This is a genomic window from Streptomyces gottesmaniae (assembly GCF_031845845.1).
Taxonomy (GTDB): domain Bacteria; phylum Actinomycetota; class Actinomycetes; order Streptomycetales; family Streptomycetaceae; genus Streptomyces; species Streptomyces akebiae.
In genome coordinates, this window is sequence record NZ_JAVRFJ010000009.1 from 219,140 (window position 1) to 243,079 (window position 23,940).

Genomic DNA, 23,940 nt, shown 5'->3' on the forward strand with positions numbered 1-23,940 from the left:
ACCTCGGTGACCGGGCCCCGCCTCCGGCGGAACAGTGACCTCAGACCAGGTTGACCGACCGGGCCGACGTGGCGCCGATCTCCTCGGCGACCTCGGCGAGCACCGTCTGGGGAACGGTGTCGTCCACCGTCAGCACCGCCAGTGCCTCGCCACCGGCCGTGGAGCGGGCGACCTGCATCCCGGCGATGTTGATACCGGCCTCACCGAAGATGCGGCCCACCGTGCCGACGACGCCGGGACGGTCGACGTAGCTGAGGACGACCATGTGATCGGCGAGGGCGAGGTCCACGTCGTACTCACCGACCGCGACGATCTTCTGGTGGTGCTTCGGCCCGGCCAGGGTGCCGGAGACCGACACCTCCTCGCCGCTGCCGAGCGTGCCGCGCACGGTGACGACATTGCGGTGGTCGGGCGACTCGGAGCTGGTGGTCAGCCGCACCTCGACGCCGCGCTCCTGCGCGAACAGCGGGGCGTTGACGTACGACACCGTCTCGTCGACGACGTCCTCGAAGACACCCTTGAGCGCGGACAGCTCCAGCACCTTCACATCGTGCTGGGTGATCTCGCCGTACACCTCGACGTCGAGGCGGACCGCGACCTCACCGGCGAGCGCGGTGAAGATCCGGCCGAGCCGCTCGGCGAGCGGCAGACCCGGCTTGACGTCCTCGGCGATGACACCGCCCTGGACGTTCACCGCGTCCGGGACCAGCTCACCGGCGAGGGCGAGCCGCACGGAACGCGCCACCGCGATGCCCGCCTTCTCCTGGGCCTCGTCGGTGGAGGCACCGAGGTGCGGGGTGCAGACGACCTCGTCCAGCTCGAACAGCGGCGAGTCGGTGCAGGGCTCCTTGGCGTACACGTCGAGGCCCGCGCCCGCGACGCGGCCCTCCTTGAGCGCCGAGTACAGCGCGGCCTCGTCGACGATCCCGCCGCGCGCGGCGTTGACGATGCGCACCGAGGGCTTGACCTTCTGCAGCGCCTCGGCGCCGATCAGGCCGACCGTCTCGGGGGTCTTCGGCAGGTGGACGGTGATGAAGTCGGAGACCTCGAGGAGCTCGTCCAGGGACAGGACCTTGACGCCCATCTGCGCGGCCCGAGCGGGCTGCACGTAGGGGTCGTAGGCGACGACCTTCATGCCGAAGGCGGACATGCGCTGGGCCACCAGGGCACCGATGCGGCCGAGGCCCACGACACCGAGGGTCTTCTCGGCCAGCTCCACGCCCGTGTACTTGCTGCGCTTCCACTCACCGTTCTTCAGCGCCGTGTTCGCCTGCGGGATGTGGCGGGCGGTGGCGAGGAGCAGACCGCAGGCCAGCTCGGCGGCGGTCACGATGTTCGAGGTCGGGGCGTTGACGACCATCACGCCGGCCTTGGTGGCGGCGGAGACGTCCACGTTGTCCAGGCCGACACCGGCGCGCGCGACGACCTTCAGCTTCTTCGCGGCGGCGATCGCCTCGGCGTCGACCTTGGTGGCCGAGCGGATCAGGATCGCGTCGACATCGGCGATGGCCGGGAGCAGTTCGGCTCGGTCCGCTCCGTTGACGTTCCGGATCTCGAAGTCCGGGCCCAACGCGTCGACGGTGGCGGGCGACAGCTCTTCAGCGATCAGTACGACTGGTTTCGAGCTCACGTGAGTCCTCACAAGTCCAATGCTGCGGACGGCCGTCCCGACGGCCGCAGGCGGTGGAGGGGAGTGACACCCGGAATTCCCCGGTGTCGCTTGGCCGCGTGGAAGACGCACGACGCTGTGGGCCTGACGCGTATGTAGTACGGCAGTGTAGTGGCGCCGAGAGCGTCGTCCCACGCCGCTGCGGAAAGGTCACCCGGACGTGAAGACGAGGCCGGTCATGGCACCGGGTGAACCCGCCACGACCGGCCTCTCGGATCACGCCTCTTCGTCGTTGACCCAGCTCATGAGCTTGCGCAGCTCCTTGCCCGTGGTCTCCAGCAGGTGCTCGGAGTCCTGGGTCTTGTACTCGTTGTACTTCTTCAGACCGCCGTGGTACTCGTCCATCCACTGCTGGGCGAAGGTGCCGTCCTGGATCTCGGCGAGGACCTTCTTCATCTCGGCCTTGGTGGCGTCCGTGATGATGCGGGGACCGGTGACGTAGTCGCCCCACTCGGCGGTCTCGGAGATCGACCAGCGCATCTTCTCCAGGCCGCCCTCGTACATGAGGTCGACGATCAGCTTCAGCTCGTGCAGGCACTCGAAGTACGCGATCTCCGGCTGGTAACCGGCCTCGGTCAGCGTCTCGAAACCGGCCTTGACCAGCGCGGCCGTACCACCGCAGAGAACGGCCTGCTCGCCGAAGAGGTCGGTCTCGGTCTCCTCGGTGAAGGTCGTCTTGATGACGCCGGCGCGGGTGCCGCCGATGCCCTTGGCGTACGACAGCGCCAGCGCGAAGGCGTTGCCCGTGGCGTCCTGCTCGACGGCGGCGATACACGGAACGCCGCGGCCCTCCTCGTACTGGCGGCGGACCAGGTGGCCCGGGCCCTTGGGGGCGACCATGCAGACGTCGACGCCGGCCGGGGGCTTGATGAAGCCGAAGCGGATGTTCAGACCGTGGCCGAAGAACAGCGCGTCGCCGTCCTTGAGGTTGTCCTTGATGTGGTCCTCGTAGACCTGGGCCTGGATCGGGTCCGGGACGAGGATCATGATGACGTCGGCCTCGGCGGCGGCCTCCGAGGGGGTCACCACGCGCAGGCCCTGCTCCTCGGCCTTCGCCTTGGACTTGGAGCCCTCGTGCAGACCGACGCGGACGTCCGCACCCGAGTCGCGCAGGGACAGCGCGTGGGCGTGGCCCTGGCTGCCGTAGCCGATGACCGCGACCTTGCGGCCCTGGATGATGGACAGGTCGGCGTCAGCGTCGTAGAACAGCTCGGCCACTTTGGGTTCTCTCCTTGAGTGCAGGTGTTGCGTCCCACCGTATGACGGCGGGCGGAATGAAGGTCTGCGGGTCTCGGCATACGGGCGGCCGCACGTCGTCGGCCGCCCGTCGCGTGGGTCAGGCCGATCGGTCCAGGGCGCGCAGCGAGCGATCCGTGATCGAACGGGCACCGCGGCCGATCGCGATCGTGCCGGACTGGACCAGCTCCTTGATGCCGAACGGCTCCAGCATCTTGAGCATGGCGGACAGCTTGTCGCTGGACCCGGTGGCCTCGATGGTGACGGCCTCCGGGGAGACGTCGACGGTCTTGGCGCGGAACAGCTGGACGATCTCGACGATCTGGGAGCGCGTCTCGTTGTCGGCGCGCACTTTCACCAGAACGAGTTCCCGCTGAACGGCGGAGCCCGGCTCCAGTTCCACGATCTTCAGGACGTTGACGAGCTTGTTGAGCTGCTTCGTCACCTGCTCCAGGGGCAGTTCCTCGACCACCGTCACCACGATGGTGATGCGGGAGATCTCGGGGTGCTCGGTGACGCCGACCGCGAGGGAGTCGATGTTGAAGCCGCGGCGGGAGAACAGGGCGGCGATCCGGGCCAGGATGCCGGGGGTGTTCTCCACCAGGACGGAGAGCGTGTGCTTGGACATGGTCGGTTCCTTTACCTACGGCTCTCAGTCGTCTTCGTTGTCGCCGAAGTCGGGGCGGACGTCCCGGGCGGCCATGATCGTGTCGTTGGAGGTGCCGGCGGCGACCATCGGCCACACCATCGCGTCCTCGTGGACGACGAAGTCGACGACGACCGGGCGGTCGTTGATCGAGTTCGCTTCCTCGATGACCTTGTCGAGGTCGTCCGGGGACTCGCAGCGGATGGCGTAACAGCCCATGGCCTCCGACAGCTTGACGAAGTCGGGGACGCGGGTGCCGCGGGCGTTGGGGTTGACGTCGTCCGGGCCGCTGTGCAGCACGGTGTTGGAGTAGCGCTGGTTGTAGAACAGCGTCTGCCACTGGCGGACCATGCCGAGGGCGCCGTTGTTGATGATGGCGACCTTGATCGGGATGTTGTTCAGGGCGCAGGTGGTCAGTTCCTGGTTGGTCATCTGGAAGCAGCCGTCGCCGTCGACCGCCCAGACGGTCCGGTCCGGGGCTCCGGCCTTGGCGCCCATGGCGGCCGGGACCGCGTACCCCATCGTTCCGGCGCCGCCGGAGTTCAGCCAGGTGGCGGGCTTCTCGTACTGGATGAAGTGGGCGGCCCACATCTGGTGCTGGCCGACGCCCGCCGTGAAGATCGTGCCCTCGGGGGCGAGCTGTCCGATGCGCTCGATGACCGCTTGCGGGGAGAGCGAGCCGTCGGCCGGCTGGTCGTAGCCGAGCGGGTAGGTCTCGCGCCAGCGGTTGAGGTCCTTCCACCAGGCGCTGTAGTCGCCCTGTCCGCCCTCGCTGTGCTCCTTCTGCACCGCCTGGATCAGATCGGCGATGACCTCGCGGGCGTCACCCACGATCGGCACGTCGGCCGCGCGGTTCTTGCCGATCTCCGCCGGGTCGATGTCCGCGTGGACGATCTTCGCGAACGGTGCGAAGCTGTCCAGCTTGCCGGTGACACGGTCGTCGAAGCGGGCGCCGAGGGCGACGATCAGGTCGGCCTTCTGCAGGCCGGTGACGGCGGCCACCGAGCCGTGCATGCCGGGCATGCCCAGGTGCTGCGGGTGGCTGTCGGGGAACGCGCCGAGCGCCATCAGGGTGGTGGTGACGGGGGCGCCGGTCAGCTCGGCCAGCACCTTCAGCTCGGCCGTGGCCCGCGCCTTGAGGACACCGCCGCCGACGTACAGCACGGGGCGCTTGGCGGCGGTGATCAGCTTGGCGGCCTCGCGGATCTGCTTGGCGTGCGGCTTGGTAACGGGCCGGTAGCCGGGCAGGTCCATGGTCGGCGGCCAGGAGAAGGTCGTCTTCGCCTGGAGGATGTCCTTGGGGATGTCGACCAGGACCGGCCCCGGACGGCCGGTGGAGGCGATGTGGAACGCCTGCGCGATCGCCCGCGGGATGTCCTCCGCCTTGGTGACGAGGAAGCTGTGCTTGGTGATCGGCATGGTGATGCCGACGATGTCCGCCTCCTGGAAGGCGTCCGTACCGATCGCCTTGGACACGACCTGTCCGGTGATCGCGACCAGCGGCACGGAGTCCATGTGCGCGTCGGCGATCGGCGTGACCAGGTTGGTGGCGCCCGGCCCGGACGTCGCCATGCACACCCCGACCTTGCCGGTGGCCTGCGCGTAACCGGTGGCCGCGTGGCCGGCGCCCTGCTCGTGGCGGACCAGCACGTGGCGCACCCGCTTGGAGTCCATCATCGGGTCGTACGCCGGCAGGATCGTGCCCCCGGGAATGCCGAATACCGTGTCGGCCCCGACCTCCTCGAGAGAGCGGATGAGGGACTGCGCACCCGTGACGTGCTCGACGGGGGTGGTCGGTCCTCCGGATCGGGGCCGCGGCTGCGGATGGTGGGCCCCGGTGGCCTGCTCGGTCATCGGCATTCTCTTCTCGATGCTGAGGGTGTTTTGCGAGGTTCGTGCGGTGTTGGGCTGGCGCCCGACTGGTGCCCGTGCAACAAAAAACCCCTCCTTGCCACGAGGCAAGCGAGGGGAGCGCGCCGGGTACGGTCGCTGGGGATTCCGGATCGCCGTCCGGTGGGTCCCAGCTTCAGCCGACGCGCTTTCCAAGTACGAGGATTCGGGTGCGCATGGCACTGACCCTCCCCCTCGCGCGCACCGCGTGTCAAGCGGGTGGGACGGGAGTCTCATTATGTGAACGACGGGCACTTCCGCCTCCGTAGACAGCGGGTACACCACTTGTGTACACCCCCGCGCCTCGCCACGCCCGCTCACCCCCGACGCGTCCCTCGGGCTCTCTCGCGCCACCCGCGAACGCGGGTTCCGCGGGCCCTCCGGGCACCGGGTAGTGGCCGAGGGACAGGGCCCGGCGGAGCCGGTACTCGTCCAGGGGTCCGGAGAAGGCCGCGCCCTGGCCGTGGGTGCAGCCCATCGCGCGCAGGGCGACCACCTGCTCGGGCAGATCCACGCCGTCGGCGACGGACTGGAGCCCCAGGTCGTCGGCGATGCGCAGCAACCCCCGGGTGATCTTGTGCAGCCGGGCTGACTCCACGATGCCCTCGACGAGGGTCCGGTCCAGCTTCAGCACGTCGACGGGGAGACGGCGCAGCGCCGTGATGGCCGCGTGACCGCTGCCGAGGCCGTCCAGGGCGATCCGGACACCGAGGCGCCGCAGGTGCTGCAACCGGCGCTCCAGCTCGTCGAGCGGGACCTTGAGCTCGGTGTCGGAGAGCTCGACGACCAGGGAGCCGGAGGGCAGCCCGTGGCGGGCCATGAGCGTCTCCAGCGAGCCCGGGGGAAGTGAGCGGTCCAGCAGGCGCCGGGCGCTCATCCGGACGGACACCGGGACGTTCAGGCCGCCCGTGAGACGGTCGGCGGCCTGCTCGACGGCCTGCTCCAGCATCCAGCGGCCCAGCTCGGCGGTCTTGTCGCTGTCCTCGGAGACCCGCAGGAACTCGGCCGGTGTGAACAGCACCCCCTGGGACGAGCGCCAGCGGGCCGCCGTGGCGACCGACGAGATCCGGCCGGTCTCCAGCTCCACCACGGGCTGGTTCAGCAGCATGAACTCGCCGTCGTGCAGCGCGGCCCGCAGCCGGGTGGCCAGCTCGGCCTTGCGTACGACGTCCTGCTGCATCTGGGGCTTGTACAGCTCGACGCGGCCCTTGCCGGACGCCTTGGCGCGGTACATGGCGAGGTCGGCGTTGCGCAGCAGCTCGCCCGCGCCGAGGCCGGGCTCGGCGAAGGAGACCCCGATGGAGGCGGCCACCCGGACGTCGTTGCCGTCGATGGTGTACGGCTGCGAGAGGGCGATCCGCAGGCGGTCGGCGAGCTCCAGGATGTGCTGTTCCCGGGCTGCGCGGTCGCGGGAGCCGTCGCCGACGATGAGGGCCGCGAACTCGTCGCCGCCGAGCCGGGAGGCGGTGTCCCCCTGCCGGACGGTGTCCTGGAGTCTGCGGGCGGCCTGGACGAGCAGTTCGTCCCCGGCCTGGTGCCCGATGGTGTCGTTGACGGCCTTGAAGCCGTCGAGGTCGATGAAGAGGACCGCCGTGTTGCGCAGGGCGACGCCCCGGTCTGAGGAGCGGCGGCCGGAGAGCGCCTGCTGGACGCGCTTGGTGAACAGGGCGCGGTTGGGCAGGTCGGTGAGCGGGTCGTGCTCGGCGTTGTGCTGCAGCTGGGCCTGCAGGCGCACTCTTTCGGTCACGTCCCGGCTGTTGAAGATCAGGCCGCCGTGGTGGCGGTTGACCGTGGACTCCACGTTGAGCCAGCCGCCGTCGCCGGACTTGAAGCGGCACTCGATGCGGGTGGTGGGCTCCTCGGCGGGGCTGGCCGCGAGGAAGCGGCGCACCTCGTGGACGACGCAGCCGAGGTCCTCGGGGTGGATGATCGAGGCCAGCTCCTTGCCGACGAGGTCCTCCGCGGGGCGTCCGTAGACCCCGGCGGCGGCCGGGCTGACGTAGCGGAGGATGCCGTTCGGTGCGGCGATCATGATGACGTCGCTGGAGCCCTGGACCAGGGAGCGGAAGTGGTTCTCCTTCTGGGCCAGTTCCTGGGTGAGGGTGATGTTGTCCAGGAGCATGATGCCCTGGCGGACGACGAGCGCGAGCACGACGGTGCAGGCGGTGATGAGCACCACGCGGTCGACGCTGCGGCCGTTGAGGACGTTGTAGAGGATGCCCAGGGTGCAGACGGCGGCGGCCAGATACGGAGTGAGTGCGGCCAGGGATCCGGCGATGGGGCGGTTGGCCGGATACCGACTGTGTCCTCCTCCCTGGAGGAGCACATGGACGTGCCCTCCCTGAGAAGCGTCGTGCCGATGGCCCGGCTGCACCTCGTGGCGGTGGCCCGCGTGCGCGTCGTGCCGCTGACCGGGGATGTGTTCGTGCACCACTCGCCCGTGCCCGCCCTCCTCCGCCTGTCCGTTGCGCCGGCCGGCCCAGGGGGCGTAGGCGAGGAGCAGGGAGCCCGCGAACCAGCCGGCGTCGAGGAGCTGACCGGACTGGTAGCTGGTGTGCAGCAGGGGCGAGGTGAACAGGGCGTCGCACATCACGGTGAGCGCGAGGGCGCCGATCGCCGTGTTGACCGCGGAGCGGTGCATCGAGGACCGGCGGAAGTGCAGGGCGAGCACCATGCTGACCAGGGCGATGTCGAGCAGCGGGTAGGCCAGCGACAGCGCGGTGTGGGCGGTGTTGGAGCCTTCGAGCTGGGCGGTCTGGGCGAGCGCGAGGCTCCAGGAGAGGGTGACGAGGGAACCGCCGATGAGCCAGGAGTCCAGGGCCAGGCAGATCCAGCCGGCCTTCGTCACGGGCCTCTTGGCCAGCACCAGCAGACCGACGATGGCGGGTGGCGCGAAGCAGAGGAAGAACAGGTCCGCGTAGCTCGGCTCGGGCACGGGCCGGTCCAGGACGACCTCGTACCAGCCCCAGACGCCGTTGCCCAGGGCCGCCATCGCGGAGGAGAGGGCGAACAGCAGCCAGGCGGGTCGAAAGCGGCTGCGGCGGCTGCGCGCGTAGCGGAAGCAGGAGACGGCCGCGGCCGCCGCGGCGGCGCTGAGCCCGAAGTCGCCCATGACGAGGGCGACTTGCTCGTTGCCCCAGCCGAACGCGGCACCGACGGCGTAGGCCGCGCAGAGCAGGGCGAGGATGAGCTGGGCCCGAAGGCTCGCGCCACCGCGACCGGGCACCTGCCCGCCGGGCGGCTGTGGTCCGGGCGGCTCCTTGGCGGCCCGGAGCGTGGGGTCCAGCGTGGAGGCGGGGGACGGGCGGGTGCTCACGGGGTCTCCCCGGTGCGCACCGCTCCCGTGTCCCGCTGGTCCCGCCGCGTCGGGTGGGTGTGCTTTCTGCGGCTGCCGTGCCTGCGGTACTGACCGTGACCGCCGCGTCCGCCGTGGCTCCCGTGCGGGTGCCTCCGCGTCGCAGCTCGCCAGGGCCGCAGTCGCCGGCTCCGCCGCGTCGGATCGTTCGTCCATAGGCAGTGCATCGCCCGTCGCCCCCCTCGCTGTCTCAAGTCCGTCCCCGGCGCCGAACGGTGCGCGGCGCAGCCCCTGTCGGGGACGATACACCAGTCTCGTCACTCAGGGACATAGTTCCTCTACGCTCAGTGACCACCTGCGGCCACACGAGCACGTTCCGCTTCCGAAGGAATGCGGAGGGTGCCCGAAGTGGATTACGCGTCGTCCGTCTCGCCTGTCGTAAGGACCACGTTGCGCAAGGGCTCCCGGTTCACGAAACGCCCCAACTGGTCCACCAACAGCCTTTTGGCACGCGGCAGGAAGGCCGAGGTGGGGCCGCCGACGTGCGGGCTGATGAGCACCCCCGGCGCGCGCCAGAGCGGGTGCCCCGGCGGCAGCGGCTCGGGGTCGGTGACGTCGAGCGCCGCGGTGATGCGGCCGTTGTCCAGTTCCGCCAGCAGTGCCTTGGTGTCGACGACGCCTCCGCGGGCAACATTCACCAAGAGGGCCCCGTTCTTCATACGGGCCAGGAAATCGGCGTTGACCAGGCCTTTCGTCTGTTCCGTGAGAGGCGTGGACAGGATCACGACATCCGCCTGCGGCAGCAGGGAGGGCAGTTCGGTGAACGAATGCACCGGTCCGCGCGCCGTGGTGCGCTCAGAGCGCGCGACGCGCGCCACCCGCGCCACCTCGAAGGGTACGAGCCGGTCCTCGATGGCGGCGCCGATCGCGCCGTAACCGACGATCAGCACGGTCCTGTCGGCGAGCGCGGGGCGGAAGTCGCCCTGCCAGCGCTCCTGTTGCTGGGCCCGCACGAAGTCGGGGACACCACGCAGCGAGGCGAGGGTCAGGGTGAGCGCGAGTTCGGCGGTGCTGGCCTCGTGCACTCCGCGGGCGTTGCACAGCTGGACACCGGGCGCGACCGCCGACAGCCGGGCCGTGATGTCGTCGACCCCCGCCGTGAGCGTCTGGACGACCCGCAGGTTCCGCATGGACGCCAGCGGGTTGGCCGCCACCGCCTTGCGCTTCATGTAGGGGACCACGTACAGGACGCAGTCGGCCGGGTCGCCCGGATACGGCTGCGTGCCGTCCTCGCCCCCGTCCCAGAAGAGGTAGTTGGGGCCCTGCGGGAGCCCCTCGATCTCGTCCGGCGGGATGGGGAGCCACACGTCGGCGTTCACGTCCGGCATCGGGTCGGCAGTCGCGTCAGCAGTCATGCTCCGGAGGCTATGTCAGGTACCCGCTACGGCAGAGGTTAGGTTGGGGGTTCGGGAGAGGGAGGGTCACGACCAGGTGGAGCGCAGGACGATCGGCGCGGCGACGCTCGAGGTGGGGGCCGTAGGACTCGGGTGCATGCCGATGAGCTGGGCGTACACCGGGTCGCGGCAACGGGGCGACGAGTCGATGCGGACGGTGCACCGGGCCCTCGACCTCGGCGTCACGCTGCTGGACACGGCCGACATGTACGGCCCCTTCACCAATGAGCTGCTGGTGGGCCGGGTACTGAGGGAGCGCCGCGCGGAGGCCTTCGTCTCCACCAAGGTGGGCCTGCTGGTCGGCGAACAGCACATCGTGGCCAACGGCCGCCCCGGCTATGTGAAACGTGCCTGTGACGCCTCGCTGCGTCGGCTGCAGACCGATGTCATCGACCTCTACCAGCTCCATCGGGCGGACCCCGAGGTCCCCGTGGAGGAGACGTGGGGCGCGATGGCGGAACTCGTCCAGGCCGGGAAGGTGCGGGCGTTGGGCCTGTGCGCGGTGGGCGCGCGGGCGGGCCGGCGGCCGGGAGCGGGTGTGCACGACACCACCCTGCGCCAGCTCCAGCGGGTCCAGCAGATCTTCCCGGTGAGCGCGGTGCAGGCGGAGTTGTCGGTCTGGTCGCGGGAGGCCCTGGACGCCCTCCTCCCCTGGTGCGTGGCCCGTGGCATAGGTTTCCTCGCCGCCATGCCTCTGGGGAACGGTTTCCTCACCGGCACCCTGACACCCGGCGGAGGCTTCGAGCGGGACGACCTCCGTGCCCGCCATCCCCGTTTCACCGCCGAGATGATGGCGGCCAACCAACCCCTCGTCGTCGGTCTGCGCCGGGTCGCGGCCCGCCACGGGGCGACGGTGACCCCGGCCCAGGTCGCCCTCGCCTGGATCCTGTCGCTCGGCCCACACGTGGTCCCGGTGCCGGGTACGAAGCAGGCACGGTGGGTGACGGAGAACGCCGCCGCCCACGCGCTGCGCCTGACGCCGGAGGACCTGGCCGAGGTGGCGGGCCTTCCGCCCGCGCGGGGATCCTGGGACTGAGGGACTGAGGGACTGCGGGACTGAGGCCCGCCTGGGGCGTGGCATCGGCATCGGCATCGGCATCGGGCGAAAGATCCGCTGGTTCGGGCGGAGGTGGAACTTGTGGGGCACTCGCGGTGTAAGACAAGTAGAAGCTCCACGCCGAAGGGATCGTGATGGTGCAACGTCGAGTGGTGACGGCCGCGTTGGCCGCAGCCGTGCTTCTGGTGACGACCGGCTGCTCCTCCGACGACGGAGAGAGGACGGACGCGGCCGGCAGCCCGTCCCCGAGCAGCAGCAGTACGGGGTCGTCCCCGCCCGATCGGGCGGCGGACGAGGCGCCCCCGGCGAAGGGCTCGGTGAAGGTGGTCCGCACCGTCGCCGAGGACCTCGACAGCCCCTGGGGCCTCGCGCCCCTTCCCGAGGGCGGCCTCCTCGTCTCCTCCCGTGACGAGGCCACGATCAGCAGAATCGACGAGAAGTCCGGCAAGAGGATCGAGCTCGGCGAGGTCCCCGGCGTCGCCCCGGCGGGCGAGGGCGGCCTCATGGGCATCGCCGTCTCCCCCGAGTACGCCTCGGACCACATGATCTACGCGTACTTCACCTCGGAGTCCGACAACCGGATCGTGCGGATGCTGTACGACCCCGAGAAGCCGGCCGGCGAACAGCTCGGCGCCCCCGACACCATCCTCCGGGGCATCCCCAAGGGCACCAACCACAACGGCGGCCGGCTCGCCTTCGGCCCCGACCGGATGCTGTACGCGAGCACGGGCGAGCGGTACGAGGGCCCGCTGGCCCAGGACAAGGACTCCCTCGGAGGCAAGATCCTCCGTATGACCCCTGAGGGACAGCCCGCTCCGGGCAACCCCTTCGACGACTCCGTCGTCTACTCGTACGGCCACCGCAACGTCCAGGGGCTCGCCTGGGACCCCGAACAGCGCCTGTGGGCCTCGGAGTTCGGCCAGAACACCTGGGACGAGCTGAACCACATCCGCCCCGGCGGGAACTACGGCTGGCCGGAGGTCGAGGGCGAGGGCGGCGAGGCCGGCTATGTCGACCCGGTGGCCGTGTGGAGCACGGAGGAGGCCTCCCCGAGCGGGATCGCCATCGCGGAGGGCTCGGTCTGGATGGCGGGCCTGCGCGGCCAGCGTCTGTGGCGCGTCCCCCTCGACGGCACCGAGACCGCCGCCGACCCCCAGGCCTTCCTGGAGGGCGACTACGGCCGACTGCGCACGGTCGTCGCCGCCGGCGACGACAAGCTCTGGCTGGTGACCAGCGAGACGGACGGCCGGGGTTCCCCGGAGGAGGGCGACGACAAGATCCTGGAGCTGGAGGTGACGTAGGCCTCCCCCTACTCGTCGGCCGCCGTGGCGGACTCGGCCTCTTTCTGCACGGGCTCGGGCGGGCGTACGACGACCTTCCCGGACGCGAGGTCTATCGGTCCGCGTCCCGGATCGTTGTCCCCGACGTCCTCGCGGGTCAGTGCCAGCCGGTTCTCCTCGTCACGGGTGTGCTTGCGGCCAGGTGCGAACAGTTCCTCGAAAGCGTTGAACACTGTGTTCCCTCCCCCAGGGCCACGAGGCGGCGGGCGGTCGGTCCCGGTCGAACAGCGGAGCCTCGGTGGCCTCCCCACCATCATCCCGCCGCCAGCCGTTCTCCGGCCCCTGCCGGAGCCAGTCCCACACGATGGGCCACCGCCGCCGCCTCGCCCCGGCTGGAGACGCCGAGCTTGGCGAGGATGTTGGAGACGTGGACGCTCGCCGTCTTGGGGGAGATGAAGAGCTCCTCGGCGATCTGGCGGTTGGTGCGGCCTGCGGCGACCAGGCGGAGGACGTCGTCCTCCCGGTCGGTGAGGCCGAGCGCGGCCACGGGATCGGCGGGCGTGAGAGCCGGCTCGGGGGCACGGCTCAGGGTGAGGCGGGCTCGGCGGGCGAGGAGGGTGACCTCGTCGGCGAGGGGGCGGGCGCCGAGGTGGTCGGCGACGGCGGCGGCCAGCCGCAGCAGTTCCGTGGCTCGGTCCCGGGCCTCCTCGCCGGTGCTGTCGGCCAGCAGGGCCTCGGCGTGGCGGTGCCGGACGCGGGCGAGGTCGTAGGGCCGTTCCAGGGGCTCGAAGGCGGTGACGACGTCGGACCAGACGTCCGGGGCCGTCCGGCCCGCGGCACGCTGGAGTTCGGCACGCACCCAGCATTCGTGGGCGAGCCAGATCGGTGAGCCGGTGGTGAGCTTCTTGACCACGGTGTGGATCCGGTCGAGGACCTCGGCGCGGCCGGGTCCGGCGGCCGGCAGGGCCCGGGCGTCGGCCTCGGCGGCGGCGGCGGTGAGCAGCAGGGGCCAGGCGTAGCGCTGGGTGCCGACGGAGAAGCCGGTGTCGAAGACGCGGGCCAGTTCCGCGCGGGCGTCCGTGAGGCGGCCCTCGGCGGCGGCGATGCCGAGGGAGAGGAAGGAGAGCGGCAGGTCGTTCTGCGGCATGGGGTTGTGGTGGCCGTAATGGCCGCGGGCGGCGGCCAGTTGGCCGCGGGCCTCGGCGATGTCGCCGCGGGCGAGGGCGATGGAGGCGTGGATGAGGGTGCTGAGGCCTCGGGGCTTGTGGCTGGAGACGACGTTCTGGGCCTTGCGCACCGCTTCCAGGGCTTCGTCCCAGCGGCCCAGGGAGAGCAGGGACTCGGCGAGGTTGCCCCACACCCAGGCCTCGGACTCCAACAGGCCCCGGCGTCGGGTGACGTCGATGCCCTCCTTGAGCAGGCGCACGGCGTCCTGGGAACGTCCGATGCCCTCCAGACAGGACGGGAGGTTCACATAGGAGCGGCCGACGACAGTGGCGGGGCCGCGTTCGAGGGCGCGGCGGCGGACCTCCTCCATGACCGCGATGCCCGTCTCGACGTCACCGGCGTCGACCATGAGGCCGCCGAGGGTGAGGCGGGCGTTGAGTTCGATGTCCTCGGCTCCCACCATGCGGGCGTAGTCGACGGCGCGCTGGGCGTCGGAGAGTGCGTCGGGGCCGGGGGCGTGGAGCATGGACCAGCCGGCCACCCGGGAGAGCACCTCGGCGTGCACCTCGGAGGGCGGCAGTCCGCGTACGAGGTCCTGGGCGGTGGCGAGTTCCTTCCAGCCGTCGCCCCGGGCGAGCCCCTCGGTCAGCATGGAGCGCTGGACCCAGAACCAGGCGGTGCGCAGCGGGTCGCCCCCGTCCGCGAGCAGGTCGAGTGCGCGCCGGGTGATCCGCATGGCCCGTTCCCGCTCTCCGCACAGTCGTCCGGCGACGGCGGCCTCGGCCATGAGGTCGAGGTAGCGCAGCGGGGTGGTGGCCGGGTCGCAGCCGCAGGGAGGATAGACCTCGGTGTAGTCGACGGGGCGGAGGGAGGCGCGTACGGGCTCGGGGGCGGCGTCCCACAGCTCCATCGCCCGCTCCAGGAGGCGTAGTTGCTCGGCGTGGGCGTGCCGGGAGCGGGCCTCGGCCGAGGCGTCGAGGACGGCGGGCAGCGCCTTGGCGGCGTCGTGGGCGTGGTACCAGTAGCTGGCCAGGCGGGTGGCGCGGCCGTCGGTGGGGACGAGGGCCGGGTCGGCCTCCAGGGCCTCGGCGTAGCGGCGGTTGAGGCGGGAGCGTTCGCCGGGCAGCAGGTCGTCGCTGACGGCCTCGCGGACCAGGGAGTGGCGGAAGCGGTAGCCGTCGTCGCCCGGGGCGGCGAGCAGGATGTTGGCGCCGACGGCGGCCCGCAGAGCCTCGATGAGGTCGTCCTCGGGGAGCCGGGCCACTGCGGCGAGCAGGGCGTACTCCACGGTGGAGCCGCCCTCGGCGACGATGCGGGCGATCCGCTGGGCGTCCTCGGGGAGCCGTTCGACGCGGACGAGGAGCAGGTCGCGCAGGGAGTCGGTGAGGCCGGGGCAGCCGCCGTCGTGGGCGGCGACGGCGAGTTCCTCGACGAAGAAGGCGTTGCCGTCGGAGCGGTCGAAGATCTCGTCCACGCGCTCCGGTGCGGGCTCGGTGGCGAGGATGCCGGCGAGTTGGTGGCCGACCTCGGCGCGGTTGAAGCGGGGCAGTTCGACGCGGCGGACCGTGCGCAGGCGGTCGAGTTCGGCGAGGAGGGGGCGCAGCGGGTGGCGGCGGTGGATGTCGTCGGAGCGGTAGGTGGCGAGGACGACGAGGCGGCCGGTGCGCAGTGTGCGCAGGAGGTAGGCGAGGAGGTGGCGGGTGGAGGCGTCGGCCCAGTGCAGGTCCTCCAGGACCAGGACGATCGTGCGGTCGGCGGCGAGGCGTTCCAGCAGGCGGGCGGTGAGTTCGAAGAGGCGCGCGGTGCCCTCCTCGTCGTGCCGTGCGCGCGGGGTCTCGCCCAGCTCGGGCAGCAGTCGGGCCAGTTCTTGTTCCTGTCCGGCGGCCGCGGCGGCCAGTTCCTCGGGCAGTCGGCGGCGCAGGCCGCGCAGGGCGGTGGTGAAGGGTGCGTAGGGCAGGCCGTCGGCGCCGATCTCGACACAGCCGCCGAGGGCGACGACCGCGCCCCCGCGCGCGGCCTCGCCCGTGAACTCCTCGACCAGGCGGGTCTTGCCGACCCCGGCCTCACCGCCGAGCAGCAGCGCCTGGGGGCCGCCGCCTCCGTCTCCCCCGTTCCCCGCCGCCCGTGCGGCGCCTCCATCGGCGCGGGCCAACGCCTCGCGCAACACCTTCAGTTCGTCGGCACGACCCACGAACACCGGACTGACGGACCTGGTCTCCACATGGCCGAGCATCGCACGGCCCTCGGACACTCCGGCACCGATTATCCGCGGGCCCCGGGCGGCCCGAAGGCGACCGTCCGCCCCCGGGACGGCCCCCGCACCGGCTCGGCCGACGGTGCCTGTCACGCGGCGCGCGGGAAGCGGAGCCGACGCGGGCGATGGCCGGGCACGCTCCCTTCCGCGTCCTGTTCCCCATCCTTCGAGGCGGACCTCGTCGCGGTCGTGGCGTCGTGTGCGGCCGCGCGGCGGGCGCGGCGGGCCTCGCGTACCTGACGGAAGTGCTCCGCCTCACGGATCAGCTCGGCTGAACGGATCTGCTGGAGCTCGTACTCGAACATCTCGTACCCCTCGTGAAGAGTCGGTTTCGGCTCGCTTGGTGCGATGCCTCAACCTTCGTCTCCGAGGCGGGTGCGCCACATCGGGAGAGTTCCGCATCTTGAACGCGCGAGGGGCCTTAGGTCCGTCGTAGGTACGCCCACGACGGGCCTAAGGCCCCTCAGAAGCCGCTGGTCCACCCTGTCCGGGCGGGGGCGCGTCAGGTGCTCGGCAGTGCCAGCAGGAGGTCGGAGTACTTCAGGGCGGCCAGCACCAGCCCGATGAAGCCGACCGAGACTCCGGCCCAGGCCACCGACTTGATCCACGGCGGCTGCACCTGGTCGGGGTCGCCGAACGCGGGCCGCACCAGCACGGCCACGCCGACGATCAGGCCGACCAGCGCGAAGACGCCGGCCCACAGGGCGGAGGCCTGCCAGGCGTCGCCGTAGACGGCCTGGAGCTGGGTGGCGACGGTCGCGTTCGTCGCGGCCTGCATCTCCAACTGCCCGGTGATCTCCTCACGCGCGGAGGCGACGGTGCCGACCCAGCCTCCGGTCAGCGAGACGAGGCCCAGCACCACGGACACGATGCCGGCGGCACCCTGACCGACGCCCGGCGTCGCCTTCGCGGTGGCCGGCGGGAACTCCTCGTCGAACTGCGCGGCCTCGTCGGAGGCGTCGGAGCCGTCGGTCTCGACCGCGTCGCCGGCCTCCGTCGCGGCTTCCTCGCGGGCCGCGTCCTCCTTGGTGACGTCGGTGCCCTTCACCGACTCGTCGTCGTTCCTGGCCTCGGCGCCCGTGTCGGCCCCGGTCTCGTCAACTGTCTTGGTTCCCATACCTCGCACCGTACGAATGTTGTCTGAGAGGTTTCTTAACGATCCTTGTGAGCGCTGCGAGCACGTGCCGCACGCCATTCGGGCGCCAGGACGGACCATATCTCCAAGTCGTGCCGCACACCCCGGTGGGGATATCTCTCGCGCTGCACACCGTCCCTGACCATGCCGAGCCGCCGTGCCACGTCGAGGCTGGGCGTATTGCCCGAGGCCGCGATCCACTCGACCCGGTGGACGGCGCGGACGTCGACGGCCCAGTCGATGAGGATCCGCATGGCGCGGGTGACGAGCCCTCGCCCGGTGGCGGCGGGCTCCAGCCAGCAGCCGACCTCGCAGTTGGCGCTCTCCGCGTCGAAGTTGAGGAAGAGGACCCCGCCGACGAGCTTGCCGTCGAGCCAGATGCCGTGCAGGGAGCCGGTGTCGGCGGCGCGCATGTCGGCGTACCGCTGGAGGACGGCGCGCGCGCCGTCGGCGTCCGTCGCGGTCTGGCCGAAGGGGACGTACTGGTTGATGAAGTCCCGTCCCCGCTCCAGGTGGGCGAGGAACTCCTCGGCGTGCCAGGGCTCCAGGGGCCGCAGTTCGGCGCCGTCGTCACCCAGGGATATCGCGTACATCCTTCGGCCGCTCCTTCTCCACGTCTTCCACCACGACGTCCGCGAGCCTCTCATGGGCGGCGCGGGTCTCGGGCGGTTCGATGCTGATGCGGGGCATGCGCCGGTCGAGCCAGCGGGGCAGCCACCAGTTGGCGCCGCCGAGCATGTGCATGAGGGCGGGGACGAGGAGCGTGCGCAGGACGAAGGCGTCGAGGGCGACGGCGGCGGCGAGCGCGATGCCGAACATGGCGATCACGCGGTCGCCGCTGAGCACGAAGGCGAGGAAGACGGAGATCATGATGACCGCCGCGGAGTTGATCACCCTGCTGGTCTCGGCGAGGCCGACCCGGACCGCGCGCCGGTTGTCACCGGTCTCCAGCCACTCCTCGTACATCCGGCTGACCAGGAAGACCTGGTAGTCCATGGAGAGCCCGAAGAGGACCGAGACCATGATCACGGGGAGGAAGGGCTCGATCGGCCCGGCCCGGCCGAGGCCCAGCAGCTCGCTCCCCCAGCCCCACTGGAAGATCGCGACGACCACGCCGAACGCGGCGGCGACGGCGGCCACGTTCATCGCGGCGGCCTTGAGCGGTATCCCGATGGACCGGAAGGCGAGCAGGAGCAGCAGACAGCCGAGTCCGATGACGACGCCGACGAACAGCGGGAGCTTGCCGACGATGACGTCGGCGAAGTCGTCGTAACCGGCGGTCACCCCGCCGACACGCAGATCCAGCGAGGTGCCGGTCTCGGCGCGCGGCAGCACCTCGTCGCGCAGCCGTTCGACCAGATCGCTGGTCTTCGCGGACTGCGGGGAGGAGTCGGGTACGACGGTGAGGTACGCGGTGTCGCCGCCGGCGTTGTACGTCACCGGGGTCACCGCCGAGACGCCCTCGGTGGCCCTGAGCGTGGTGTCGAGGCTGTCGAGGGCGAGCTCGTCGGCGGCGCCGTCGACCTCGGTGACCAGGGTCAGGGGGCCGTTCACCCCGGGCCCGAAGCCGTCGGCGAGGAGGTCGTAGGCCTGGCGGGTGGTGGTCGCCTGCGGGTCGTTGCCCTGGTCGGAGGTGCCGAGGCGCAGTCCGAGCGTGGGCAGGGCCAGCAGGGTCATGACGACGAGGGCGAGCGCGCCGAGCTTCTTCGGGTGCCGCTCGACGAAGGCGGACCAGCGGGCGGCGAAGCCCGTGGGCAGTTCGGGCTCGGGACCGTGCTCGGCGAGACGGCGACGCTCGCGGCGGCTGAGGGCGCGCATGCCGATGAACGACAGCAGGGCCGGCAGCAGCGTCACGGAGGCGGCGACGGTGAGGACCACGGTGAGGGAGGCGGCGATCGCGACGCCGTTGAGGAAACCGAGCCGCAGGATCAGCATGCCCAGCAGGGCTATGCATACCGTGGCGCCGGCGAAGACCACGGCCCGTCCGGTGGTCGCGACGGCGCTCCGCGCGGCCTCCTCCACGGACAGGCCCCGCTTCAGCCCCCGGCGGTGCCGGGTCACGATGAACAGCGCGTAGTCGATGCCGACGCCGAGGCCGATGAGGGTGCCCAGCATGGGCGCGAAGTCGGCGACCGTCATGGCGTGCCCGAGCAGGGTGATCCCCGCGTAGGCCGTGCCCACGCTGACCAGGGCGGTCGCGATCGGCAGCAGGCTGGCGGCGAGCGAGCCGAACGCCAGGAAGAGGACGACGGCGGCGACGAGGACACCGACGATCTCCGCGAGGTGCCCGCCGGAGGCCTCGGTGAGCCCGATCGAGGTGCCGCCCAGCTCCACCTGGAGCCCGCCGCCCTCGGCGGCCTTCGCCGCGTCGACGACGGCCTGGGCCTGCGCCTTGTCCACGTCCTCGGCCGGCTGGTCGAAGGTGACGGTGGCGTACGCCGTGCGGCCGTCCTCGCTGATCCGGCCGCCGTCGGCACCGTCGTACGGGTCGGTCACCGCGGCGACGCCGGGCAGGTCGGCGATCTCGTCCAGGGTGCGGGTCATCGTCTGCTCGACGGCGGCGGCCCGCACGCTCGCGGTCCCGTCGCTCGTGTGCCAGACGACGGTGGCGCTGTCACCGCTGACGCCCGGGAAGCCCTCGCTCAGCAGTTCGGTGGCACGGCTGGACTCGGTTCCGGGGGTCTTGTAGTCGTTCGAGTACGCGGCTCCCGCGACGGCGGCGCCGGCGGCCGTGCCGGCGAAGGCGACAAGCCACAGTAGGACGGCGACAAGACGGTGCCGGACACACCAGCGCGCGAGGGCTGCCACGGATCGTGCTCCTGAGGGGGGAGGCATGAGCGATTCCTGGCAACTGTTGCACCACAATGTGATCGTTTGGCCCCTTTGAGGGTCTCCTCACATGGGATGGGAGGCACCTCACAGGACAAACGGCGGCACTCTGTCGCCCCGCGTCACTCGGCTGCGCACGCCCGAGGGCGGCGCATCGCAGTGATGCGCCGCCCTCGGGGATACGCGACGGAACCGCCGACCGTTCAGCCCTCGCTGACGCCCAGCTTCTCCAGGATCAGTTCCTTGACGCGTGCCGCGTCCGCCTGACCGCGCGTGGCCTTCATGACCGCGCCGACCAGGGCGCCGGCCGCGGCCACCTTGCCGCCGCGGATCTTGTCCGCGATGGCCGGGTTGCCCGCGATGGCCTCCTCGACCGCCGTCGTCAGGGCGCCCTCGTCGGAGACGACCTTCAGACCGCGCTTGTCGACGACCTCGTCCGGGGTGCCTTCGCCCGCGAGGACGCCCTCGATGACCTGCCGGGCCAGCTTGTCGTTCAGGTCGCCCTTCGAGACCAGCTCGGTCACCCGCGCGACCTGCTCCGGCGTGATCGCCAGCTCGTCCAGCGCCGTGCCCGACTCGTTGGCGCTGCGGGCCAGCTCGCCCATCCACCACTTGCGGGCGGAGGCGGCGTCCGCCCCGGCCTCGATGGTGGCGACGATCAGGTCCAGCGCACCGGCGTTGAGGATCGCCTGCATGTCGGTGGCCGAGACGCCCCACTCCTCGCGGAGCCGGTTGCGGCGGACCAGCGGCAGCTCGGGCAGCGCGGCCCGCAGCTCCTCGACCCACTCGCGCGAGGGGGCCACCGGCACGAGGTCCGGCTCGGGGAAGTACCGGTAGTCCTCGGCCTCCTCCTTCACGCGGCCGGAGGTCGTGGACCCCGTGTCCTCGTGGAAGTGCCGGGTCTCCTGGATGATCGTCCCGCCACCGCTCAGGACGGCCGCGTGCCGCTGGATCTCGAAGCGGGCGGCGCGCTCGACGGACCGCAGCGAGTTGACGTTCTTCGTCTCCGAACGCGTGCCGAACTTCTCGGTGCCGTTCGGGCGCAGCGACAGGTTCACGTCGCAGCGCATCTGGCCCATCTCCATCCGGGCCTCGGAGACGCCGAGCGCCTTGATGACCTCGCGGAGCTCACGGACGTACGCCTTGGCGACCTCGGGAGCGCGTTCGCCCGCCCCCTCGATCGGCTTGGTGACGATCTCGATGAGCGGGATGCCCGCGCGGTTGTAGTCGAGCAGCGAGTGCGAGGCGCCGTGGATGCGGCCGGTGGCACCGCCGACGTGCGTCGACTTGCCGGTGTCCTCCTCCATGTGGGCGCGCTCGATCTCCACGCGGAAGGTCTCGCCGTCCTCCAGCTGTACGTCGAGGTAGCCGTTGAAGGCGATCGGCTCGTCGTACTGGGAGGTCTGGAAGTTCTTCGGCATGTCCGGATAGAAGTAGTTCTTCCGGGCGAAGCGGCACCACTCGGCGATCTCGCAGTTCAGCGCGAGGCCGATCTTGATGGCCGACTCGACGCCGATCGCGTTGACGACCGGGAGCGCGCCGGGCAGGCCGAGGCAGGTGGGGCAGGTCTGCGTGTTGGCGTCCTGACCGAGTTCGGTCGAACAGCCGCAGAACATCTTGGTCTTGGTGCCGAGTTCGACATGGACCTCAAGGCCCATGACGGGGTCGTACGACGCCAGCGCGTCCTCGTACGACACCAGGTCGGTCGTGGTGGTCACGGTCTTGGTTCCCTCTCAGCCCAGCAGGACGTCGTCGTCGCCCAGCCGCTTCAGTTCGCGGTACAGGATGGCGAGACCGGTGACGATGCCGACGGCGGCCACGGACGCGTCGATCAGCCGGAGCGTGTCCTGCTCGACACGGGCCTTCTTGATCCGCTTGGCGATGCCCCACGCGCCGAAGGCGGTGGTGGCGATGGACACGTACGTACCGGACTTGGACTTCTGGAAGTCCTTGGCCTTGGACAGTGCGTTGCTCACAGCGACGGAGCCTCCTCGAGAAGCGGGTGCCCCCACTTTTCCACGAAGGCGGCCTCGACGGCGGCGCCGACCTTGTAAAGACGGTCGTCCTTGAGCGCCGGGGCGATGATCTGCAGTCCGACCGGCAGTCCGTCCTCCGGCGCGAGGCCGCAGGGCAGGGACATCGCGGCGTTGCCCGCGAGGTTGGTCGGGATGGTGCAGAGGTCCGCCAGGTACATCGCCATCGGGTCGTCGGCGCGCTCGCCGATCGGGAAGGCGGTGGTGGGCGTGGTCGGCGACACGATGACGTCGACCTTTTCGAACGACTTCTCGAAGTCCCGTGTGATGAGCGTACGGACCTTCTGGGCGCTGCCGTAGTACGCGTCGTAGTAGCCGGAGCTGAGCGCGTACGTGCCGAGCATGATGCGGCGCTTCACCTCGGGGCCGAAGCCCGCCTCACGGGTGAGGGAGGTGACCGTCTCGGCGGAGTTCGTGCCGTCGTCGCCGGTGCGCAGGCCGTAACGCAGTCCGTCGAAGCGGGCGAGGTTGCTCGAACACTCGCTCGGCGCGATCAGGTAGTACGCGGCCAGGGCCAGGTCGAACGACGGGCAGTCCAGCTCGACGATCTCGGCGCCCAGTTCCTTCAGCACCTCGACGGACTCGTCGAACCGCTGGACCACACCGGCCTGGTAGCCCTCACCGCGGAACTGCTTGACGACACCGACGCGCATCCCCGCGACGCTGCCGTTGCGGGCGGCCTCGACGACCGGCGGGACCGGGGCGTCGATCGAGGTGGAGTCGAGCGGGTCGTGACCGGCGATCACCTCGTGCAGCAGCGCCGCGTCCAGGACCGTACGGGCGCAGGGCCCGCCCTGGTCGAGGGAGGAGGAGAACGCCACCATGCCGTACCGCGACACGGCCCCGTACGTCGGCTTGACGCCGACCGTGCCGGTGACGGCCGCCGGCTGGCGGATGGAACCGCCGGTGTCGGTCCCGATGGCGAGGGGTGCCTGGTAGGAGGCGAGCGAGGCGGAGGAACCGCCGCCGGAGCCGCCGGGGATGCGGGTGAGGTCCCACGGGTTGCCCGTCGGTCCGTACGCGCTGTTCTCCGTCGACGACCCCATGGCGAACTCGTCCATGTTGGTCTTGCCGAGGATGACGACGTCCGCGTCCTTCAGCCGCTTGGTGAGCGTGGCGTCGTACGGCGGGATCCAGCCCTCCAGGATCTTCGACCCGACGGTGGTGGGAATCCCGACCGTGGTGAAGATGTCCTTGAGCGCGAGCGGCACACCGGCGAGCGGGCCGAGCTGCTCGCCCCTGGCCTTCTTCTCGTCGACGGCGCGGGCCTGCGCGAGAGCGCCCTCGCGGTCGACGTGCAGGAAGGCGTGCACCTTCTCGTCGACGGCCTCGATCCGGGCCAGGTGGGCCTCGGTGACCTCTACGGCGGTGAGCTCGCCGGAAGCGATCTTCGCGGCGATCTGTGCCGCGGTGAGCTTGATGATGCTGTCGGTCATGACGTGATCAGTCCTCCCCCAGGATCTGCGGCACCTTGAAACGCTGCTGCTCCTGGGCCGGGGCGGCGGAAAGCGCCTGCTCGGGGGTGAGCGACGGACGGACCTCGTCCGCGCGCATGACGTTCGTCAGCGGCAGCGGGTGCGAGGTCGGCGGAACATCTTGGTCGGCGACCTCGCTGACGCGGGCGACCGCGCCGATGATGTCGTCCAGCTGGCCCGCGAAGTGTTCGAGTTCTTCGGGCTTCAGCTCCAGACGCGCCAGCCGTGCGAGGTGGGCGACCTCCTCGCGCGTGATGCCAGGCATGCAGCGATCCTCTGGGGTGAGTGTGTGTGGTTTGGCGCCAATCCTATGGGGAGCGGGAGGTTGGCCGCGCCGCCGGGCCGGGCGCCTCAGGGCTCGGGGGCACTGTAATCGGGCGGGTGCGGGCGCGTGGCCCGGGTGTGGGCCATGCGGGACGCCGACGACTGGGTCCAGGACGTGCCCTACCTGGAGGTCGGCGGGCTCGGCCACGGCGCCGACCCGGTCTCCCCGGAGTTCGGGGCGCGCATTCTGTCGGCG

The 23,940-nt window shown here is 71.0% G+C and carries 18 protein-coding genes; 2 read left to right on the plus strand and 16 right to left on the minus strand.

All coding sequences use genetic code 11. The annotated features are described in order from the left end of the window. Positions 1 to 40: 40 nt before the first annotated feature. From serA to RM704_RS13250, 6 genes are all read right to left on the minus strand, one after another. Positions 41 to 1,630: a phosphoglycerate dehydrogenase gene (gene serA, locus RM704_RS13225; protein ID WP_033526864.1), complete on the minus strand. Its 1,590-nt coding sequence runs from the start codon at positions 1,628 to 1,630 to the stop codon at positions 41 to 43. 255 nt (positions 1,631 to 1,885) lie between these two features. Continuing rightward, complete coding sequence (gene ilvC, locus RM704_RS13230; RefSeq protein ID WP_033526863.1) at positions 1,886 to 2,887, minus strand: ketol-acid reductoisomerase; 1,002 nt, start codon at positions 2,885 to 2,887, stop codon at positions 1,886 to 1,888. Positions 2,888 to 3,005: 118 nt separating this feature from the next. Further along, positions 3,006 to 3,533 carry an acetolactate synthase small subunit gene (ilvN, locus tag RM704_RS13235; RefSeq protein WP_033526862.1) on the minus strand — a complete coding sequence of 176 codons (528 nt, stop codon included), beginning with the start codon at positions 3,531 to 3,533 and terminating at the stop codon, positions 3,006 to 3,008. Positions 3,534 to 3,557: 24 nt separating this feature from the next. Beyond that, entirely contained in the window at positions 3,558 to 5,405 is a 1,848-nt protein-coding gene (locus RM704_RS13240; RefSeq protein ID WP_107072273.1) for an acetolactate synthase large subunit, read from the minus strand. 247 nt (positions 5,406 to 5,652) lie between these two features. Continuing rightward, on the minus strand, positions 5,653 to 8,757 hold the full coding sequence (locus tag RM704_RS13245) for a putative bifunctional diguanylate cyclase/phosphodiesterase (RefSeq protein ID WP_033526860.1): 3,105 nt from the start codon (positions 8,755 to 8,757) through the stop codon (positions 5,653 to 5,655). 392 nt (positions 8,758 to 9,149) lie between these two features. Continuing rightward, complete coding sequence (locus RM704_RS13250; RefSeq protein ID WP_192829633.1) at positions 9,150 to 10,151, minus strand: 2-hydroxyacid dehydrogenase; 1,002 nt, start codon at positions 10,149 to 10,151, stop codon at positions 9,150 to 9,152. 76 nt (positions 10,152 to 10,227) lie between these two features. On the opposite strand from RM704_RS13250, the gene RM704_RS13255 reads away from it, so the two are divergent. Together RM704_RS13255 and RM704_RS13260 are read left to right on the plus strand one after the other, a co-directional pair. Beyond that, positions 10,228 to 11,226: an aldo/keto reductase gene (locus RM704_RS13255; protein WP_033526859.1), complete on the plus strand. Its 999-nt coding sequence runs from the start codon at positions 10,228 to 10,230 to the stop codon at positions 11,224 to 11,226. Between the two features lie 155 nt (positions 11,227 to 11,381). Further along, entirely contained in the window at positions 11,382 to 12,548 is a 1,167-nt protein-coding gene (locus tag RM704_RS13260) for a PQQ-dependent sugar dehydrogenase (protein ID WP_078937077.1), read from the plus strand. An 8-nt stretch (positions 12,549 to 12,556) separates the two neighbouring features. Here RM704_RS13260 and RM704_RS13265 read toward each other — a convergent pair whose 3' ends face one another. The 10 genes from RM704_RS13265 to gatC form a co-directional block, all read right to left on the minus strand. Beyond that, entirely contained in the window at positions 12,557 to 12,760 is a 204-nt protein-coding gene (locus tag RM704_RS13265) for a DUF6191 domain-containing protein (protein ID WP_033526858.1), read from the minus strand. A gap of 80 nt (positions 12,761 to 12,840) precedes the next feature. Continuing rightward, positions 12,841 to 15,927, minus strand: a complete 3,087-nt coding sequence (locus RM704_RS13270; protein WP_033526857.1) for a helix-turn-helix transcriptional regulator — start codon at positions 15,925 to 15,927, stop codon at positions 12,841 to 12,843. A 110-nt stretch (positions 15,928 to 16,037) separates the two neighbouring features. Further along, positions 16,038 to 16,253: a hypothetical protein gene (locus RM704_RS13275; RefSeq protein WP_033526856.1), complete on the minus strand. Its 216-nt coding sequence runs from the start codon at positions 16,251 to 16,253 to the stop codon at positions 16,038 to 16,040. Positions 16,254 to 16,450: 197 nt separating this feature from the next. Then, entirely contained in the window at positions 16,451 to 17,065 is a 615-nt protein-coding gene (locus RM704_RS13280) for a hypothetical protein (protein ID WP_033526855.1), read from the minus strand. A 35-nt stretch (positions 17,066 to 17,100) separates the two neighbouring features. Then, positions 17,101 to 17,676 (minus strand): GNAT family N-acetyltransferase, encoded by a 576-nt coding sequence (locus RM704_RS13285; protein ID WP_033526854.1) that lies wholly within the window; start codon positions 17,674 to 17,676, stop codon positions 17,101 to 17,103. Continuing rightward, the gene (locus RM704_RS13290; protein ID WP_033526853.1) at positions 17,654 to 19,891 is read right to left on the minus strand and encodes an MMPL family transporter; all 2,238 of its coding nucleotides are present in this window, start codon (positions 19,889 to 19,891) and stop codon (positions 17,654 to 17,656) included. Before RM704_RS13290 ends, RM704_RS13285 begins: the two co-directional genes overlap by 23 nt. Positions 19,892 to 20,115: 224 nt before the next feature. Beyond that, positions 20,116 to 21,630: an Asp-tRNA(Asn)/Glu-tRNA(Gln) amidotransferase subunit GatB gene (gatB, locus tag RM704_RS13295; protein WP_033526852.1), complete on the minus strand. Its 1,515-nt coding sequence runs from the start codon at positions 21,628 to 21,630 to the stop codon at positions 20,116 to 20,118. A gap of 15 nt (positions 21,631 to 21,645) precedes the next feature. Next, on the minus strand, positions 21,646 to 21,888 hold the full coding sequence (locus RM704_RS13300; protein ID WP_005479998.1) for a hypothetical protein: 243 nt from the start codon (positions 21,886 to 21,888) through the stop codon (positions 21,646 to 21,648). Continuing rightward, positions 21,885 to 23,381, minus strand: a complete 1,497-nt coding sequence (gene gatA / locus RM704_RS13305; RefSeq protein ID WP_033526851.1) for an Asp-tRNA(Asn)/Glu-tRNA(Gln) amidotransferase subunit GatA — start codon at positions 23,379 to 23,381, stop codon at positions 21,885 to 21,887. Before gatA ends, RM704_RS13300 begins: the two co-directional genes overlap by 4 nt. Positions 23,382 to 23,388: 7 nt before the next feature. Further along, a complete protein-coding gene (gatC, locus tag RM704_RS13310; RefSeq protein ID WP_005480000.1) occupies positions 23,389 to 23,685 on the minus strand; it encodes an Asp-tRNA(Asn)/Glu-tRNA(Gln) amidotransferase subunit GatC in 297 nt (98 codons plus the stop codon). Between the last annotated feature and the right edge of the window lie 255 nt (positions 23,686 to 23,940).

Coding starts and splice junctions, on each gene's coding strand:
- ilvN (WP_033526862.1), bottom strand. CDS start 3,533: ATGTCCAAGCACACGCTCTCCGTCCTGGTGGAGAACACCCCCGGCATC.
- RM704_RS13275 (WP_033526856.1), bottom strand. CDS start 16,253: ATGTTCGAGTACGAGCTCCAGCAGATCCGTTCAGCCGAGCTGATCCGT.
- RM704_RS13285 (WP_033526854.1), bottom strand. CDS start 17,676: ATGTACGCGATATCCCTGGGTGACGACGGCGCCGAACTGCGGCCCCTG.
- gatC (WP_005480000.1), bottom strand. CDS start 23,685: ATGCCTGGCATCACGCGCGAGGAGGTCGCCCACCTCGCACGGCTGGCG.
- RM704_RS13280 (WP_033526855.1), bottom strand. CDS start 17,065: ATGGGAACCAAGACAGTTGACGAGACCGGGGCCGACACGGGCGCCGAG.
- RM704_RS13240 (WP_107072273.1), bottom strand. CDS start 5,405: ATGACCGAGCAGGCCACCGGGGCCCACCATCCGCAGCCGCGGCCCCGA.
- RM704_RS13260 (WP_078937077.1), top strand. CDS start 11,382: ATGGTGCAACGTCGAGTGGTGACGGCCGCGTTGGCCGCAGCCGTGCTT.
- RM704_RS13270 (WP_033526857.1), bottom strand. CDS start 15,927: ATGCTCGGCCATGTGGAGACCAGGTCCGTCAGTCCGGTGTTCGTGGGT.
- gatA (WP_033526851.1), bottom strand. CDS start 23,381: ATGACCGACAGCATCATCAAGCTCACCGCGGCACAGATCGCCGCGAAG.
- RM704_RS13250 (WP_192829633.1), bottom strand. CDS start 10,151: ATGACTGCTGACGCGACTGCCGACCCGATGCCGGACGTGAACGCCGAC.